This window comes from Sutcliffiella halmapala (assembly GCF_050107295.1).
Taxonomy (GTDB): domain Bacteria; phylum Bacillota; class Bacilli; order Bacillales; family Bacillaceae_I; genus Sutcliffiella_A; species Sutcliffiella_A halmapala_A.
On record NZ_JBNIKR010000004.1, the window covers coordinates 42,278 to 58,731 of the forward strand.

Here is a 16,454-nt window from a genome sequence, read left to right on the forward strand (position 1 = left end):
CTAAAATAAACTATGTATCTGGCAAAAAAATGATATAATAGACATGATATGATACTATATACCTATAAAACTAAGAACCATCCTAATAACAGATAAACTTTACATAATGGCGGGATGTGGGGAGGACCAATGAAGAAATTATTAACCATCATTACTGTTGTATTGCTGATAGCAGTTGTTAGTGTTTCAACCGGTGCACAGTCCCAGTTTAACCCGAGTGAGAGTGATTTTGATTTTTCGGTTAGCCGTACTTTAGCTGAAAGCGGCATGAAAAAAGTAAATGAGGCGTTTTTCATTAACTATTCAATAAAGCCCACAGACATTGTTCCGTTAAACAACAACTCTGGTGTAAGTGGTCTTAAACCAATAGGGATAACTGATAGAGTCTTCGAGATTGGCAAGGAATATGAGTTTGACTCAACAGTTACGATCGATTTTCCAGAAACGAAAAACGGAAAACCATCTTTTCAAAATTTGATGATTTCAGGGGTTAAAGATATATATACAATTGACTCTTTGAATAACTTGCCTGACAGACTTGGACCATGGTCAGGTAGTCATGGAAATGGAAGAACCAAATGGGTGGAAGACAGTGTAGAATATTTGAAAGAAACAGGCCAGAACCTTAACTTGAGAATTCCGGTTGTTGAAATTGAAGGGAAAAAGAACAAAAGGGAATACGAGTTCAAAAGTATTGGTTTATTTGATCTTTATTTAAAAAATGGAGATGTATGGGGGAAATTCAAAGGGTATTATCTAAAGGACGGATTAATACTTCCAGATAAAATTTCATCAAATAATAACCTGATATTCTCAGAAACCTTACCGGCAGGTCTTGAAGTAGAAATTCTAGACAGCCCCAAATCAGTAACTTACCATAAAAAAAGTAATGACGAAACAGTTGTCACCATAGATTTCGGAAAACTGAATTACTCTAAAAAATCTGGCAATAAGTATACACTAGATGAAATCACATTCCGTGCGAAAGTAACTCCTAAACAAGCAGACAAGAAGTTTAATTTAACTAATTCAAATGTGGAGTATGGAAATAAAAAACTTCCTTTTCAATCAATAGGATTTGATACCTATGATGTAGGAATAACCGTTTCTCCGAGTACCCTTGACTTGACGGTTGGAAATGAAAAGGAGCTTAGCAGTTTCAATGTTCAGATTCAGGATCCATCTGGCAAAAATAAGAGCCACAAATGGCTTCTGGTCGAAGGTAGTGACATAATTAAATTAGAAGGCAACAAAGTTGTTGCCCTAAAAGCTGGGGTTGCAACCCTCTCTGTTGTGGCAGAACCTCATTCTTCCGCCCGTGCACTTGTTACTATTAAGGTAACAGATCGAGTTTATCCATTGACCGGACTTTCCTTTAAAAAGAAGAACTACCCAATCAAGGAAGGCTCATCGGTTAATATGTATGAAGAATTGGTTTTTAATCCTTCAAATGCAACGAATAAAGAAGTTACTTGGAAAAGTAGCAACGAAGAAATGATGAAGGTGGATGAAAATGGTGTTGTGACTACCCTGTCCAAAGGGCATGTCCAATTATCCGCTACTTCAAAGGATGGGAACATTGTTGCCGTAACCGACATTGTCGTCCAGTATAATCCGAAAGACGAAGATGATGAAGAATCCGATGAATATCGCTGGTAAACATAAAAAAATCCCGCTGCCAATGCAGCGGGATTTTTTATTGAATAGTAGTTTCATCCACGATGACGCGAAGTTTTTCCGATAAAGGCAGCCTCGATAATTGATCTAATAAAACGTTCGGGTCGTGGATCACCTGAAAACGGGTTTTCCTTCCGTTTTGAGCCAGTGCATCCGGAATCGACAATACTTCGTTCACTTCCTCGATATTCCCTCTGACAGCATTCACTTCTAGGGATTCTTTTGCGAAGACTCCTCCATTAATGTAGAAAAGGGATCCGACACCGTATAACTCCGCTTTTTTTTCTGTATAAAAATAAGCGTCAAGAGGGGAAACAGTATTGTTCAGAAATGAACCGGACATGATTTCTTCCAGAGAGCTGCTATTTTCATATTGATTGGTATATGAATACAAGTCATTTATCCTCGTTATGGTAATGTTATCCCTTGAAAGCAGTACCAGCTGTTTATCATCCCGTCCCTTGATATTGATATTGGAGATGAAGCTTTCCTTCCAGTTATAGATGGTACTGTCAAAGTAAACGGTATTATTGTCGGTATTATTGAACAAGACATCGTTTCCGTTTATCCTCAGATTGCCGAGAACGGTAATAGTCCCTCTATGATAGATTGGAACATTGTAGGCATTTAACTCGAGATCGCCTACAACCACGATATTCCCATTCAATGTAATCGGGTTATTGTTGATGGATGTAATGGTCAGGTCCTCGGTTACGATAATGTCATGTTCAAAAGTGATGGCCTGGTCACTGCTCATCATTTGTATGGCTTCCTTTGAAACAATCGGTTTCGAGAAATCCACTCTATCCAGCTTCAGAACGCCCAACCGGTCAATGTCCCCAGGGTTGACAGTAAAACTCAGTTCTTTATTAAGATCTTTGATAAGCTGAGCTTCATCTTGAAAATCACTCAGACCAAACTTTTTGCTTACATTCAACTGTTCATTAAATTTAAAAAGGAAAGACTGATCAAATTGCACCTCGACAAACTCTTCATTCAATCGCTGAAAAGATGGCCGGGAGTCCAGATAGAAGTAGTTCAGTAAATCATTGATGGTTTTAACATTGTTCACACTGGTTTTTTCAACAGGATCCATCGCTGGATAATTATACAGGGACAGTTCATTCTGTACAAAGACATCTCCCAGGATTCCTGGATAGTTTGTTCCTGTAAGCCTTTTGCCCAGCTTATCCTTGAAATTTGCGGAGTTCTTCACAGAGAGCTTGTTTGCAATAATGCTTCCTTTAATATTGGAAGAACCATTAAGATCCAAGTTTCCTTCCGACTCGTCCAGCCCATAGGACCCCAAGGCATAATCCAGAAAACTCGGAGCAGGGGTCAGAATAACCCGTTTCTTCACTTCTTTGCTATATGTGTCGGATTCCGCTGGTAAGGAAAATTCAAAGATTCTGGTAAAAGACTGATCTCTTTCCAGTTGATTTGGAATAAAAAGTGGAGTCTGATCTGTAACAGTTAATTCAGGGTAGTTTACCTTCAACTGATCCACTATCCCCAGCAACGAATTATTGTAGGAATCCATCGTGAGCTCATAGCTCAGCTTAACTTTTGAAGGGTCTTCCACCTCTCCTTTAAAAGTGGCAACGATGAACTCCAGCTCTTCCTTCCCTTTGTACATCGTTCCGAATGCCTCACTGCGCAGCTGTGTTCTGGAGCTTCCGTTTAAAGCCATCGTTAAAATACTTAAACCAAGTATCATAAATACAGTAGAAATAATAAGTACTAATAGAAGTGTGGACCCTTTTTGATTCATAATAATTACCTCTCTAATATCCAAATTCACTATGGAATTCCATCGGTTCCACGTAAAGGCGGTTGGATGGGGCGGAATATTCGCCGTGACTGATTTTAAAATGGGTATTGATTGTTCCTGAACTGCAAATCGTATCCCCTGTAGTGGTTTGAACAGAGTTTTGGGAACAGGTAAAGGTCATGATTGGTGTAGAGTCGTCAATCGGCTGCAGAAAAAATGTGCCATCATTTATCCTGATTTCCTCTCCGTCCTGGTATTTAAAAAGATCGTACTTTTTAATGGAGGAACCTGAGCTTTCTGCTCTTTCTTTTATATAGAATTTTCCTTGTGGTACAGCACTTGGAGAAGCGATTTTCAACAAATCACTTTCAATAGTCAAATAATCCTTGTATACTTCTGGACTTACAGTATACAGACTCAACTCTTTCTGCGTAGAAACTGATATGGCATCAGGCTCGATACTGTTTAGATCGTTTAATAACGAGGCCACCATAATATCAGCTTCATCACGCATCTGGGCTTCAATTCCGATTTTTTTATAAAGATTGATTCCCATAATGAAGGCACCATACATGGAGCTCATAATGATGCTGCTGATTGCAAGAACCGCTAATAGCTCGTAAAGTGATATACCTCTTTCATCCTTTAAAATCTTAACGAATAGATTCATGGGAAATAACTCCTTGTATCAAAACTTCCTCTCTCTTATCCTTCCAATCCACGACTACAAAGACCCTTAACAGATGATTATCCACGGATTCAGATTGGTTTGGGGGCGGATTGTTCTTCCACTGAAGAATCACATCGGAAATGGATGCTGGAAGATCGATAGCAGGATCCTTGCTTTCTATTAGATTGGCTAAACCGGAAATGTGCTGCTTGTCATTATATTTCATGATATAAACATTCACATTATTTTCATTGAAAATGGAATTGTTTATCTTGGATGCAAGGATGGAATCGCATTGGGAAGGATCTCTGAAAATGGAGATAGCCTTCCATTCTCTCCTGTCAGATGCTGTTGGGAACGGCTTAACCTGAAGATCTTCTGTTATGCTGCAATGTGTTCGATTGAGATGTATGTAGTAGGGAGAGCCATCACTTGTAGAGGATTCTAGCTGAAGGGACTTTGTAAGAAAGCCTTCCATAACCTGATAATCCTGCTTCTCCATATAATTCATGACATTGCGTGCCACCTGGGTTGCCACTGTTTTCGATTCGTTTTCTTTTACATAGGAAAGTCCGTTGGTGAAGAAGGTCATCATGCCGAGAATGATGATGGAGAAAATTGTTATGGACACTAAAACTTCAATTAAAGTAAATCCACCATTTTTTTCAATAATTTGTTTCATCTTGTAATCTCCTATTTCAAAATACCTATGTTTATTATACAATAACAATAGTCTACTTCGTTCTACAAATTTTGTAAAAATATAAAGAAAAGTGGTGTAATTTTGGGGAATTACGTTTTTGCCGTTATGGCAACGGCTTTATTGCTGCCATTATTTTTCCTTGTCAGGATGAAATTCACCTCTAAGGGGATATGGATCATCCCGCTATTATCATTTCTCATCTCCGTTTTAGGTATATTCGTGCTAAAGAGTCTAACAATCTGGCACAGCATTATTTTTATGATGTTACTTCTACTTCTTGCTGCCCTATTACTTCAAAGACAAAATCTATTCCATACAAGCTCTCCAAAAGAGGGAACAACCAGATATGCGAGATCCATTAATCCAAACAATAATATCATTGAAACGGAAAAGTACGAACCAAAAGAAATACATAGAAGAAAATTGGTATTAGAAGAACTCTCCGATCAGATAACAGAGAAGAAATGATGGGAGTTTAATGGGGGAGAAAGTATGCAAAGTTTGAAGACATTGCTTGCATTGCTTGTTTGTACAGCTTTTATTTTTACATTTTCGTTTGTCGCTAGCATGATCACGGATAATTGGCTGCCTCACAAAAGTGCATTTTCCGAGCAGACTCTTATAGCCAATGAAGAGGTAAGCAACAAGTCAAAAGACGAAGTTGTGGAAAAATTGGAAGCTGCAAAAGATGCATGGCTGACAGATGGAACCATTTTTCTGGAATGGTCCGGGGAACTTAGACCTTTTGACAAAAACCATTTTGTTTTCTATATTCCTGAATCCGTGGATAATGCGCAGGATTCCACTACCAATTCCTTAAATGTGGAATTGGAGTCAAGGATTCTTTTGGCTGAGTTAGAAGCTTTAACAAATAGTCCTGATATTTTTGCTGCATTGGATTCTGAAAGACTCTTAAATGATTTGATAGAAGTTGCAACCATGCTAAAAGGGGAAAATCAAACTTTTTCCATTGTGGATTATCTGTTGGATGATACGTTAGTGGAGAAAACATCGATTGATGCCATTCTTAAGGTGTCTGATAAAAAAGTTTTAGAAGAAATTAAGGAAGGTCTGTCAAATAAAGAAGTGTCTCTTTTGGCAGGGCAAGTCTTCTCTGTCCATGATTGGCTGCTAAAGGAAAATGTCACTTTATCGGATGAAGCTTCGAGCATCGTTGCTTCAATCATTTATCAGCTTTCCGCTTCCACTAATTTTACCGTTTTGGAAAGGCATATTTCTTCAGAGCTGCCTGAGTGGGCGGTAGCGGGTTATGAAGCGAGGATGGAAAGTGGCAAGATGGACCTGGTGATAGAGAACCCTAATAATAAAGACTTTACTGTTACTTTTTCCATCGATTCTTCTACGGTGCTTGGAACGTTGAACGGTCCGGCGTTGCCTTATGTATATAGTGTTGAAGAGGAAAACAAAGAATCCTATTCTCCGAAAACGATTGTTCAATATTCGGCAGCGCTTCTGAATAGTCAAAAGAAAGTCAAGGAGGAAGGAGAGGACGGGGTATTTGTGAAGCTTCAACGAGTTGCTAAAGATGCCTCTGGTGCGGTGGTGGAAACGGCGTTGTATAGTGAAGACTTCTATGCTCCCATTCACCGGATTGAACAGCATAGCCTGATCAGAAATACAGTTGCAACGAACCCTGGAACTGATGATGATACAAATTCAGGAACGACACCAGGGAACACCAACAATTCAGGTTCCAGCAATACTGGTGGCTCGAATACAGGCGGTACAAATACTGGTGAAACGAACACAGGTGGAACAAATACCGGCAACTCCAACACCACAGGTGGAAACACTTCAAATAACGGAGAAAACAACAACTCCGGTAACACAAATAAAAATAACAATGATGAAGATGATAATGATTCGGACAACAAGCCAGGTTCCGGTACTGCAAACTCTGGGAAATAAGAAACGAAAAGGTGAAACATATGGTGCAGACAAGAAAGAGGCTCGGGGACTTATTGGTCGAAGCCGGCATTATTACCGAAAGTCAGTTGAAAAGTGCTTTGAAGGAGAAAACGCGTGAACAGAAGCTTGGAGATGTTCTGCTCCAAAAGGGGTTCATCACCGAACAGCAGCTTATTGAAGTATTGGAATTTCAGCTGGGTATTCCGCATGTAAGTTTATTCCGCTACCCTTTTGATGAAAAGTTGATGCATATCGTGTCCAAAGAGTTTGCAAAGCGGAATATCTTAATTCCATTAAAAAAGGAACATGATCGGCTGTACGTTGCCATGTCAGACCCGATGGACTTCTTTGCCATGGATGATCTTAGGCTCTCTACCGGTTTTGAAATTGAACCTGTCATTGCTACAAAAGACGATATTTTACGATCCATCAATAAATATTATGAAACGTCCGATTCCATGGATGAGCTGTTGGAAGGCTTCGAACCGAATGTACTGGTCAAGGTGGAGGACGAGCGGATAACGGAAGAGGATTCTCCGATTGTAAGACTGGTCAATCAACTATTGCAGAATGCGGTCCAGCAGCGGGCAAGTGATATTCATATAGATCCACAGGAAACAAAGGTGGTCGTTAGATACCGTATTGATGGCGTTCTCCGGACAGAGAGGGTCTTGCCAAAGCATACCCAAAATGTGCTTATTGCACGCATCAAGATTCTCGGAAAAATGGATATCACCGAGCATCGAGTTCCACAGGACGGAAGAATTAAGACGAACGTTGACTTTCATCCAGTGGATGTACGTGTTTCTTCCCTTCCTACCGTTTTTGGCGAAAAAATCGTTATGCGGATATTGGATATGAGCAGTGCGTTAAATGATATCACTCAGCTTGGATTTAATGAAAAGAACTACGAGCGCTTTACAGACCTCATCCATAAACCGACTGGGATCATCCTTATTACCGGTCCTACAGGGTCAGGGAAATCGTCCACTCTGTATGCGGCGCTGAACCACCTCAACAGTGAAGAAGTAAACATTATTACTGTTGAGGATCCGGTGGAATACCAGTTGGAAGGCATCAATCAGATCCAGGTTAACACAAATGTTGGGATGACTTTTGCAAAAGGTCTTCGTGCCATCCTTCGTCAGGATCCGAATGTCATCATGGTCGGGGAGATACGTGACCGGGAAACCGCTGAGATTGCCATTCGTGCTTCCTTGACGGGTCACCTTGTCCTGAGTACGCTCCATACCAATGACGCAATCAGTACCATTACAAGACTGGTAGATATGAAGGTGGAGCCGTTCCTAGTAGGTTCCTCCATTAATGGTGTGCTTGCACAGCGTCTTGTAAGAAAAGTATGCCGTGACTGCGCCAAACCGGAGGATCCGACAGTAAGAGAGAAAGAGATATTTGCAAAACGCGGCCTGGAGATTGATAAGGTGATGCGTGGAAAAGGCTGTGGCACGTGCAATATGACAGGCTATAAGGGCCGTATTGCCATCCATGAACTGCTTGTCATCAATGATCAGATGAAAAAGATGATCATGAACAACGAACCAATTTCCCGATTAAGGGAGTACGCATATAAAAAGGATACCGTCTTCTTGATTGATGATGGTTTGATAAAAGTAAAAAAAGGGCTTACCACAACCGAAGAGATTCTCCGTGTTGCCCTCCAAGAGTAGGTGTAGAAAAGCATGCTGGATAAAATGAACGATTGGCTCCATGCAGCCTATGAATATAAAGCATCGGATATCCATCTGTCCGTTGGTGTTCCACCGGTTTTTCGCATAAACGGGGAGCTCAAAAGCTATGGGAAAGATATTCTCACTCCCGAGGATACCCATACAATTGCCAAACAGATGATACCTGACTTTATGTGGCAGACATTTGATGAAAAAGGGGAACTGGACTTTTCCTACAGCGTCCCAGGGATATCAAGATTCCGTGTGAACGCCTATCGCCAGAGAACGTCCGTCGCAATTGCAATACGTATCATCCCAAGCCGGGTCCCTTCTCTTGAAGAGCTTTCCCTTCCGCCTATTTTGAATAGTCTTGTAGATAAGCCACAAGGACTGATTCTTGTTACTGGTCCTACCGGAAGCGGGAAGTCGACAACACTTGCTTCCATGATTGATTACATGAACCGCACAATGAAGAAGCACATCATTACCTTGGAAGATCCAATCGAATATCTTCACAGGCATAATCAATGCATGATCGATCAGCGGGAGGTAGGATTCGATACAAAGAGCTTTGCTACAGGCCTGAGAGCATCTTTAAGACAGGATCCGGATGTTATTCTTGTAGGGGAACTTCGTGACCTGGAGACCATCCAGACTGCCATCACCGCTGCAGAAACAGGACATCTTGTATTGGGAACACTGCATACGACCAGTGCCCCATCTACCATTGACCGGATCATTGACGTATTTCCAGGACCGCAGCAGGCGCAAATCCGGATTCAGCTTGCTTCGGTGCTTGTAGCCATCGTTTCGCAAAGGCTGTTTCCGTCTTTGGACAGACAAGGCAGGAAAGTGGCGACGGAAATCCTGGTCAATACGCCGGCAGTTGCCAACCTGATCCGGAACGAGAAAATTCATCAGATTCAAAACGTGATGCAAACAAGCAGAGCCCTTGGTATGCACACCTTGGAAATGAGCATCAGGCAGCTTATTCAAAATAGTGAAATCAGCAGAGTATCAGCAGAAAGCTTTCTGCAGGAGACGGTGAATTAGATGCCCAGGTTTACCTATACAGGTCGGGATACAGCTGGGAAGAAGGATGGCTCCATCACCAGCGCATCCCGTCGCGAAGCCATTGTACAATTAAAAGAAAAGGGAATACGTGTAGTCAGGATTGAGGAGATACCGGAGTCGATTTTCACGAAGGATATCGCAATAGGTAATCCGGTAAAGCTTAGAGACTTCGTTATTTTTCTGCGCCAATTCTCTACCCTTATCCGGGCAGGCATTTCAGTTGTGGAAGCCACCAATGTTCTGGCACACCAAACATCCAGCAAGGCGCTGAAGAGGGTACTTTTTGATGTCGAAGAGGAATTGAAACAGGGTAACGCGCTCTCTGCTGCTGCCGCTAAGCATCCAAAAGTGTTCTCCACCATGTTCATCAATATGATCAAGGCTGGAGAAGCGAGCGGTGCCCTGGATGACACGCTTGACAGGCTTGCCACGCAATTTGAGAAACAGAGTGAGACGAGATCCAAAATCGTTTCGGCATTGACCTATCCGATGGTGCTTGGTGTCATTGCCATTGGGGTGGTCATCTTCCTGCTGGTAGGGGTTGTTCCTACCTTTGTCGCCATGTTCAGCGACTTTGGCGCACAACTTCCACTAATCACTCGGTTTGTGCTTGGAGCAAGTGAGTGGATGCAGTCATTCTGGTGGCTGTTCCTGTTGATGATTCTAGCAATGGTTTTAGGGGTTATGGCCTTAAAGTCAAACAAGGAAACCAAGTACTACCTGGATTACTTTGTGCTAAGATTGCCTATTTTTGGGCCATTGCTTCAAAAGGCAGTCATTGCAAGGTTTACCAGAACCCTAAGCTCATTGTTTACAAGTTCCGTGCCCATTCTACAGGCGGTAAGCATCGTGGAGAAGATTGTGGAAAATGAGGTTATTGCTAAAGTATTGGCCGAAAGCAAACTGTCCCTGGAAAAAGGGGAAAGCATGACTGGTCCAATGAAGGAGCACTGGGCTTTTCCGCCACTTGTAACACAAATGATCTCTATCGGGGAAAGTACCGGATCACTGGATACGATGCTGGATAAAATAGCAGAGTTCTATGAAAAAGAAGTCGACCATGCAACGGATAGATTAAAGAGTTTAATAGAACCATTAATGATTGTGGTGCTCGCAGTGATAGTTGGGACTATAGTCACATCCATCCTAGTTCCAATGTTCGATATTTTTAACCACATTCAGTCATAAAATGCTGTAAAATCTTATTGAATTTTGTAAGATAGTATAATAGAATTATAGTATAAATGGATTGCTACATATTTCCAAAATGGGAGGAATATTAAAGATGTTACAAAAATTCAGAAGTTTGTTAAAAAATGAAAAAGGTTTGACGTTGATCGAGCTTTTGGCCGTTGTTGTTATTTTGGGGATTATTGCTGCGATTGCTGTTCCTAGTATTGGGGCTTTGATTGATAATAGTAAAAAGGATGCACACGTTGCGAATGCTCAGCAGATGGTGAATTCAGCTCGGTTAGCTATAACAGCTAATGTAGATGTTGTTGATTCAGAAGGAAAAGTGACACTCGCAAAGTTAATAAGTGAAGATTTTATTGAAACGATTGAAGATCCAGATAATGGTTCATATGACACTACAGATTCATATGTAATAATTGAAAATGGTGAAGTTGATCAAGTGAGATTAGTAAATGATACTAGAGGTATCTTCACTGAAACTGGTGGAGTAGCTGTTTCATCATTAAATAGAGAAAGTGTTACAAAATTATCAGACGAAGAAACTGAATAATAATGTATAACATACTATTAATAATATTATTCGCCCTCCTCCTAGGCTCCTTCTACAACGTAGTCGGCCTACGAGTTCCAAAGGGCATGTCAATTGTGGCGCCGAGGTCACATTGTACAAGCTGTAAGCAGACATTGACGGGGATTGATTTGATTCCCGTCCTTTCATATGTATTTTCCAAGGGGAGATGTCGGTACTGTAAACAGGCCGTGTCTCCTATTTATCCATTATTCGAGCTTTTGACGGCTGTGCTGTTTGTCCTAGCGCCACTATTGATGGGATGGACCTACGAGCTCGTCATTGCTTGGACCCTCATTTCGATGCTGATTATCATCGTCATTACTGATATTCACTATATGCTCATTCCAAATAAAATACTGTTGTTCTTTTTCCTTTTATTCATTTTTGAAAGAATTTTCATTCCGTATCAGACCCTTCCGAATCATCTGATCGGACTGGCGGTAGGTTTTGCGATCCCGGCACTTGTTGCCATGGTTTCCAAAGGCGGTATGGGTGGAGGGGATATCAAGCTGTTTGCTGTCCTCGGGTTTGTTTTGGGGTGGAAGATGGTCATTCTCGCGTTCTTTCTCTCCTCCTTGATCGGGATGATTGCAGCCCTCACTGGAATGCTGTTTGGTAAGGTGAAAAAAGGTGTACCGTTTCCGTTTGGACCATCTATTGCAGTGGCGGCGCTCATCAGTTATTTTATAGGCGAGCAAATTTTGAAACTGTACTTTTCTCTACTCTTCTAGTAAATCAAAAAGGAGTTCTACTCTATGGAATTTTCGTTTTTACAGCCTAAACATAATAATATTATAAATATTACGTTTCGTGACCATGTTATTAGAATGGTAGAGTTGAAGAGTTTGAATCCTTTGACGGTCAAGCGGACAAGGGAGCGATTTTTGCCGCCGAACATCGTGCGTGATGGAAAAATTGTCGATGAAAATATCTTTCGTCTCATATTCGAGGAATGTGTGGAAGAATGGGGATTGAAGCGGAAGCATGTCAGATTTGTCGTTCCCGATCAGTTTGTGGTGACGAGAAAGCTTAGCATTCCTTCGAATGTGATGGATGACGAGATTATCGGCCACCTGTATCTGGAGCTCGGTTCGACCATTCACCTTCCATTTGAAGATCCAGTGTTTGACGTCCATGTTCTGCAGCGTTCCGAGAAAACGGACCTTGTCCTTTTCGCTTCACCGGAAGAAATGGTCACACAGGTGTCTTCCATTTTTGAAGAAAATAAAATGAAGCCCACTGTGGCCGATGTATCTTCTCTTTGCCTATACAGACTCTACTATGAGTTTGGACAGCGGAACGAGCATGACCATCTATTAATCATTCATTTTGATATCAGTTGCATCACGCTTAGTATTTTTATGAAGCATGTTCCTGTATTCGTCAGAACCATCGCGATTCCAACAGATATTAAGACATGGGAAGTATCTGAGACGAATACGAGAATGGAGTGGGCAGGGGATATTATTCAGTTTAACGTATTTTTGGAGGACTTCATCAAAGAAGTGGAACGGATCATGAATTTCTTCCGTTACTCCTTGAACCAAGGGACCGATGAAGTGAAGAGAGTTCTCCTATATGGGGATCATCCTAACTTCCCATTGGTATTGGCAAAGCTGAGAGAACGGATTACAGTCCCGGTTGATACATATGAGCAGGATGTCTATACACAAGATCAAGAGGTTGTTGACCCTAAGTATTATTTCCCACTCGGGTTAGCGTTAAAAGAGGTGTAGGAATGAAAACTTTAGTAGATATTAACCTATTGCCAAGAAAACAGGCGCGTAACATAACAACTCCTCTTGTATATGGGATTTGCGGTTTCTTTGTACTGTTTGTGGTTGTTCTTCTAGTAATCTTTCAGCATCTTGTCAGCCAGGATGTCGCAAGGGCTGAAAGAGGCCTTGAAAACGTCCAAGCGTTGCGTGCGGCTAAAGAAGAATCCATCCGGACACCTCAGAACTCCCCCTCCGCTCAGCGCTTGGAGAATACGGTTCAATGGGCAGAGGAATATCCGGTGGAAATGGTTCCTGTCATGCAGGAGCTAGTAAGGATGCTTCCGAACCGCGGGTTTGTACAAAGCTTCTCCTATGCTGAGAGTGGAGCATTGAATGTAACAGTCCAGTTCGATCAATCCAAAGACGCAGCCTATTACCTGTATCATCTGAACGGAAACAGCTATTTCCAGAATGTAAATCTATCAAGTGTTTCTACCGCCTCTGTTGATGAAGAGGAGGACGCTGATGTGTTGCCTCGTTATATTGCACAGTATAGTCTCGAATTTGACAAGGCTGCCATAAAGGCAGAAGAAGAGGAAGCTCCTGAAACTGAGGGGGAAGAAACCGAATCGGATGAAGAGGATACAGAAACCGGGACGGAATCGGAATCAGAGGATGGAGGCGAGGACCTATGATCATTGAACTGCAGAGAAAGCACTACATCATCTTTGCCTCTGTTGTAGCATTGCTCGTAATGGGAATCATCCTTTTCTACTATTTAAACTATGCACCGAAACAGACGATGGTGGAGCAGAAAAAGCAGGAAATTGAAATTGAGGAGCAATTGATACAAGTTCTGGATCAGCAGCAAGAATCGGCTGGAACAGGCTTGGGAAATACAATGGAACTCCAGCGTAAGATTCCTGTCACCTCCTATGTAGAACAGCTGATTCTCGAATTTGAGAAGGCGGAAGTGGTCTCCAATTCAAGAATCATGAACATGACATTTGGGGATGCGGATTTTTCAGCATCCACTACGACATTGGATGAGTATGTGGAATCAAACAGCTCTACTGACACAGAAGGCACAGCGGAACAGCAGACCGAACAAGCCTACTTGCCTGAAGGGTTAAAGAAGGTAACCGTCAATTTATCCATCGAGTCCGATAACTATGAAGATCTCACTACCTTCCTTGAGGAATTGGAAGGTTTGACGCGAATCACTCAAATCGAATCGGTTGCTTTCACTGGACTTCCCGAGTTGACTTCCATTGCACAGGAATTGACATCACTCACATATTCGGTTCAGTTATCAGCGTTTTACCATCCGGAGCTAGCGGACTTGATGGAGGATCTGCCTCCGATCTCTGCACCGGAACCGAGTAATAAGACCAATCCATTTCTCGACAATGAGTAAATTATTTCCGAGGAAACAGTCGAAAGCCCTAATGTTAGGGGATTGTGTCGGAAAACTATTAGGACAAGACGACAAAAGTCTTGTTCTTTTTTTTATGCTCTATGATAGGATGAAACAAATCAAATGCAGACATATTTTGTCAAGGTAAGTGGAGGTGGAAATATTGGACAAGAATCATTCACATGAAGTGAAAATACGAATTAACGGGAAGGAAAAATCATTTCATCATCATTCAAAAAGAAAGAAAGCGAAAAAACAATCGGACGCACCTGTGACAAGCTACCAGGATCAAGTACAAGAAGATATCCATATGGAAGAGGACGATCTGCCCCTAATTATCGTGGATGAAACGGCTGCAGCTGCAGAAAAGAAAGAGGAAGAAGAATTCGAATGGGTTCTTCCGAAAGAGCCGGTTAAGCAGGAGAAGAAGGAAACAACAGCAGGAAAAACTTCCTATATAGAAGATTTGCGTCAAATCAATAAACCAACCGGAAAGAAACCGCGTCCCCATTCCTTAGGCAAGAAGAAATTGACTCCTCCGTCCTTTTCAAAACAACTTATTGTATCCATCTTGATGGCTGTCGGTATTGGAACTTGTTTAGGCTTTCTTATTCTAGCTATCATGAATATTTCATCTGATAATAATCCATTGAATCCAACTCAGCCTGCTGCTGGATCTGTATCAGACCAACCGGATAAGAATAATACCGGCACTACTGGAAAAAGCGGCGAACAAAGTGTGACCATTCCTGCGCAAAGTGTAGCTGTCCTGCAGGGGGGAGCGTTATCCAATATGGAATCTGCAAATGCGACGATCGATACTTTCAAAAGCCAGGGATTTTCAGCTGTTGCTATTGGCACTGATACTATTTATGTTTTGGTGGGGATCGGAGAAACGGTCGAAGGAATGAAGAGTCTTGGTGCGATGGCAACCGAAAAAGGACTGGAAACCTATGCGAAGGAGTTTGCCATCCCGGAAAAAACCTTCAACTCCCTAACCGCTCAGGATGCGACAGTCCTTCAGGAAGGACAAGGGCTATATAAGGATTTGGCTGCAGCATCCTCCTTATTGCTTCAGGGAGGTTCGCTTGATAGCGCTGCAGTGGAAAAAATGAACGGACACTTTGAAAAGATCTCGGCAGTCAAAGCAGAAGAGATGACAGAAGGCCCTAAACAGTGGAAAGACCTGCTTGTTGGTGCGTATCAGCACATTCAGCAATACCAAACCTCCAAAGACACCTCGGAATTGTGGAATGCACAGCAGAAAGTATTAGAAGCAACAGCATTTCTGTACTGAAAAATGGATATTTTTTACACTTAAGAGGTTACCAAAATATTCTTTTGGAACCTCTTTTTATGTGGAAATGCATGTTTTGATTTTGGGTGGTATTTGTTTGTTGTACGGCAGTTTTTTGTGATACGATGGGTCTGTATCTCTCTTGTTTGAAAAATTTCAGGAAAAGGTGATAAAGTATGAAGCCTCTAATTTTAGCCTCAGGATCCCCCAGAAGAAAGGAGCTCCTCCAACAAGTAAAACTCTCCTTTGAAGTGAAGGTCAGCTCGGTTGAAGAGACCTTTGACCCCATGTTAAATCCAGAAGAAATTGCAATGAACCTGGCTCTTCAGAAAGCTGAAGATGTTGCCAGGAAGAATAGGGAGTCTGTCATTATCGGCGCAGATACCATAGTGGTCCATGACGGACTGGTTCTTGGAAAACCCAAAGATGTAGACGAAGCAACATACATGTTAAAGATGCTGAGTGGCAATACTCATTATGTAATCAGCGGAGTTGCGATTGTCAGTGGAAATAGGCATGTGTCATTCTTTGAAAAGACGGCGGTTACGTTTTGGGAGCTGACGGATGAAGAAATTGAATACTACATCCGCTCAGGAGAACCGATGGATAAGGCCGGAAGCTATGGTATTCAGGAAGTGGGAGCATTGTTTGTGAAAGAGATCCATGGTGATTATTTTTCTGTGGTTGGGCTGCCTTTGTCTAGAACGGTCCGTGAACTGAAGAGCTTCTTTTAGCGCAGTAGGTT

General features: G+C 41.9%; 16 protein-coding genes. 13 read left to right on the forward strand and 3 right to left on the reverse strand.

Translation table 11 applies throughout. The features are described 5' to 3' along the window. Positions 1–129: 129 nt before the first annotated feature. Positions 130–1,659, forward strand: coding sequence for an Ig-like domain-containing protein (locus ACQCT5_RS07760; protein ID WP_499640642.1), 1,530 nt, complete (start codon positions 130–132; stop codon positions 1,657–1,659). Between the two features lie 37 nt (positions 1,660–1,696). On the opposite strand, the gene ACQCT5_RS07765 is transcribed toward ACQCT5_RS07760, so the two are convergent. Genes ACQCT5_RS07765 through ACQCT5_RS07775 form a run of 3 tightly spaced genes read right to left on the reverse strand, consistent with a single transcriptional unit; the run spans position 1,697 to position 4,800 of the window. Next, positions 1,697–3,448: a hypothetical protein gene (locus tag ACQCT5_RS07765; protein ID WP_499640644.1), complete on the reverse strand. Its 1,752-nt coding sequence runs from the start codon at positions 3,446–3,448 to the stop codon at positions 1,697–1,699. Between the two features lie 13 nt (positions 3,449–3,461). Further along, positions 3,462–4,118 carry a PulJ/GspJ family protein gene (locus ACQCT5_RS07770; RefSeq protein ID WP_499640646.1) on the reverse strand — a complete coding sequence of 219 codons (657 nt, stop codon included), beginning with the start codon at positions 4,116–4,118 and terminating at the stop codon, positions 3,462–3,464. After that, positions 4,102–4,800, reverse strand: a complete 699-nt coding sequence (locus ACQCT5_RS07775; protein WP_499640648.1) for a type IV pilus modification PilV family protein — start codon at positions 4,798–4,800, stop codon at positions 4,102–4,104. The genes ACQCT5_RS07770 and ACQCT5_RS07775 overlap by 17 nt, the downstream gene beginning before the upstream one ends. A gap of 102 nt (positions 4,801–4,902) precedes the next feature. On the opposite strand from ACQCT5_RS07775, the gene ACQCT5_RS07780 reads away from it, so the two are divergent. The 12 genes from ACQCT5_RS07780 (at position 4,903) to ACQCT5_RS07835 (ending at position 16,443) form a co-directional block, all read left to right on the forward strand. Continuing rightward, positions 4,903–5,289: a hypothetical protein gene (locus ACQCT5_RS07780; RefSeq protein ID WP_499640650.1), complete on the forward strand. Its 387-nt coding sequence runs from the start codon at positions 4,903–4,905 to the stop codon at positions 5,287–5,289. Between the two features lie 24 nt (positions 5,290–5,313). Further along, positions 5,314–6,750 carry a hypothetical protein gene (locus ACQCT5_RS07785; protein ID WP_499640652.1) on the forward strand — a complete coding sequence of 479 codons (1,437 nt, stop codon included), beginning with the start codon at positions 5,314–5,316 and terminating at the stop codon, positions 6,748–6,750. 20 nt (positions 6,751–6,770) lie between these two features. Beyond that, positions 6,771–8,438: a GspE/PulE family protein gene (locus ACQCT5_RS07790; protein ID WP_499640654.1), complete on the forward strand. Its 1,668-nt coding sequence runs from the start codon at positions 6,771–6,773 to the stop codon at positions 8,436–8,438. Between the two features lie 12 nt (positions 8,439–8,450). Continuing rightward, positions 8,451–9,491 (forward strand): type IV pilus twitching motility protein PilT, encoded by a 1,041-nt coding sequence (locus tag ACQCT5_RS07795; RefSeq protein WP_499640656.1) that lies wholly within the window; start codon positions 8,451–8,453, stop codon positions 9,489–9,491. After that, positions 9,492–10,700: a type II secretion system F family protein gene (locus ACQCT5_RS07800; protein WP_499640658.1), complete on the forward strand. Its 1,209-nt coding sequence runs from the start codon at positions 9,492–9,494 to the stop codon at positions 10,698–10,700. A gap of 97 nt (positions 10,701–10,797) precedes the next feature. Continuing rightward, the gene (locus tag ACQCT5_RS07805; protein WP_499640660.1) at positions 10,798–11,256 is read left to right on the forward strand and encodes a type II secretion system protein; all 459 of its coding nucleotides are present in this window, start codon (positions 10,798–10,800) and stop codon (positions 11,254–11,256) included. Between the two features lie 2 nt (positions 11,257–11,258). Continuing rightward, on the forward strand, positions 11,259–12,008 hold the full coding sequence (locus ACQCT5_RS07810; RefSeq protein ID WP_499640662.1) for a prepilin peptidase: 750 nt from the start codon (positions 11,259–11,261) through the stop codon (positions 12,006–12,008). A gap of 24 nt (positions 12,009–12,032) precedes the next feature. Further along, entirely contained in the window at positions 12,033–13,013 is a 981-nt protein-coding gene (gene pilM, locus ACQCT5_RS07815; RefSeq protein ID WP_499640664.1) for a type IV pilus biogenesis protein PilM, read from the forward strand. A gap of 2 nt (positions 13,014–13,015) precedes the next feature. Then, a complete protein-coding gene (locus tag ACQCT5_RS07820) occupies positions 13,016–13,690 on the forward strand; it encodes a PilN domain-containing protein (protein ID WP_499640666.1) in 675 nt (224 codons plus the stop codon). Further along, a complete protein-coding gene (locus tag ACQCT5_RS07825; protein WP_499640668.1) occupies positions 13,687–14,412 on the forward strand; it encodes a pilus assembly protein PilO in 726 nt (241 codons plus the stop codon). The genes ACQCT5_RS07820 and ACQCT5_RS07825 overlap by 4 nt, the downstream gene beginning before the upstream one ends. Positions 14,413–14,575: 163 nt before the next feature. Next, complete coding sequence (locus tag ACQCT5_RS07830) at positions 14,576–15,709, forward strand: hypothetical protein (protein ID WP_499640670.1); 1,134 nt, start codon at positions 14,576–14,578, stop codon at positions 15,707–15,709. Positions 15,710–15,885: 176 nt separating this feature from the next. Further along, positions 15,886–16,443, forward strand: a complete 558-nt coding sequence (locus ACQCT5_RS07835; protein ID WP_499640672.1) for a Maf family protein — start codon at positions 15,886–15,888, stop codon at positions 16,441–16,443. The last annotated feature ends 11 nt before the right edge of the window (positions 16,444–16,454 follow it).

What these genes read in the sequence shown, in the direction of transcription:
- ACQCT5_RS07810 (WP_499640662.1), top strand. Translation starts at nt 11,259, where the DNA reads ATGTATAACATACTATTAATAATATTATTCGCCCTCCTCCTAGGCTCC.
- ACQCT5_RS07805 (WP_499640660.1), top strand. Translation starts at nt 10,798, where the DNA reads ATGTTACAAAAATTCAGAAGTTTGTTAAAAAATGAAAAAGGTTTGACG.
- ACQCT5_RS07835 (WP_499640672.1), top strand. Translation starts at nt 15,886, where the DNA reads ATGAAGCCTCTAATTTTAGCCTCAGGATCCCCCAGAAGAAAGGAGCTC.
- ACQCT5_RS07770 (WP_499640646.1), bottom strand. Translation starts at nt 4,118, where the DNA reads ATGAATCTATTCGTTAAGATTTTAAAGGATGAAAGAGGTATATCACTT.
- ACQCT5_RS07825 (WP_499640668.1), top strand. Translation starts at nt 13,687, where the DNA reads ATGATCATTGAACTGCAGAGAAAGCACTACATCATCTTTGCCTCTGTT.
- ACQCT5_RS07785 (WP_499640652.1), top strand. Translation starts at nt 5,314, where the DNA reads ATGCAAAGTTTGAAGACATTGCTTGCATTGCTTGTTTGTACAGCTTTT.
- pilM (WP_499640664.1), top strand. Translation starts at nt 12,033, where the DNA reads ATGGAATTTTCGTTTTTACAGCCTAAACATAATAATATTATAAATATT.
- ACQCT5_RS07795 (WP_499640656.1), top strand. Translation starts at nt 8,451, where the DNA reads ATGCTGGATAAAATGAACGATTGGCTCCATGCAGCCTATGAATATAAA.
- ACQCT5_RS07760 (WP_499640642.1), top strand. Translation starts at nt 130, where the DNA reads ATGAAGAAATTATTAACCATCATTACTGTTGTATTGCTGATAGCAGTT.
- ACQCT5_RS07800 (WP_499640658.1), top strand. Translation starts at nt 9,492, where the DNA reads ATGCCCAGGTTTACCTATACAGGTCGGGATACAGCTGGGAAGAAGGAT.
- ACQCT5_RS07820 (WP_499640666.1), top strand. Translation starts at nt 13,016, where the DNA reads ATGAAAACTTTAGTAGATATTAACCTATTGCCAAGAAAACAGGCGCGT.
- ACQCT5_RS07790 (WP_499640654.1), top strand. Translation starts at nt 6,771, where the DNA reads ATGGTGCAGACAAGAAAGAGGCTCGGGGACTTATTGGTCGAAGCCGGC.
- ACQCT5_RS07765 (WP_499640644.1), bottom strand. Translation starts at nt 3,448, where the DNA reads ATGAATCAAAAAGGGTCCACACTTCTATTAGTACTTATTATTTCTACT.
- ACQCT5_RS07775 (WP_499640648.1), bottom strand. Translation starts at nt 4,800, where the DNA reads ATGAAACAAATTATTGAAAAAAATGGTGGATTTACTTTAATTGAAGTT.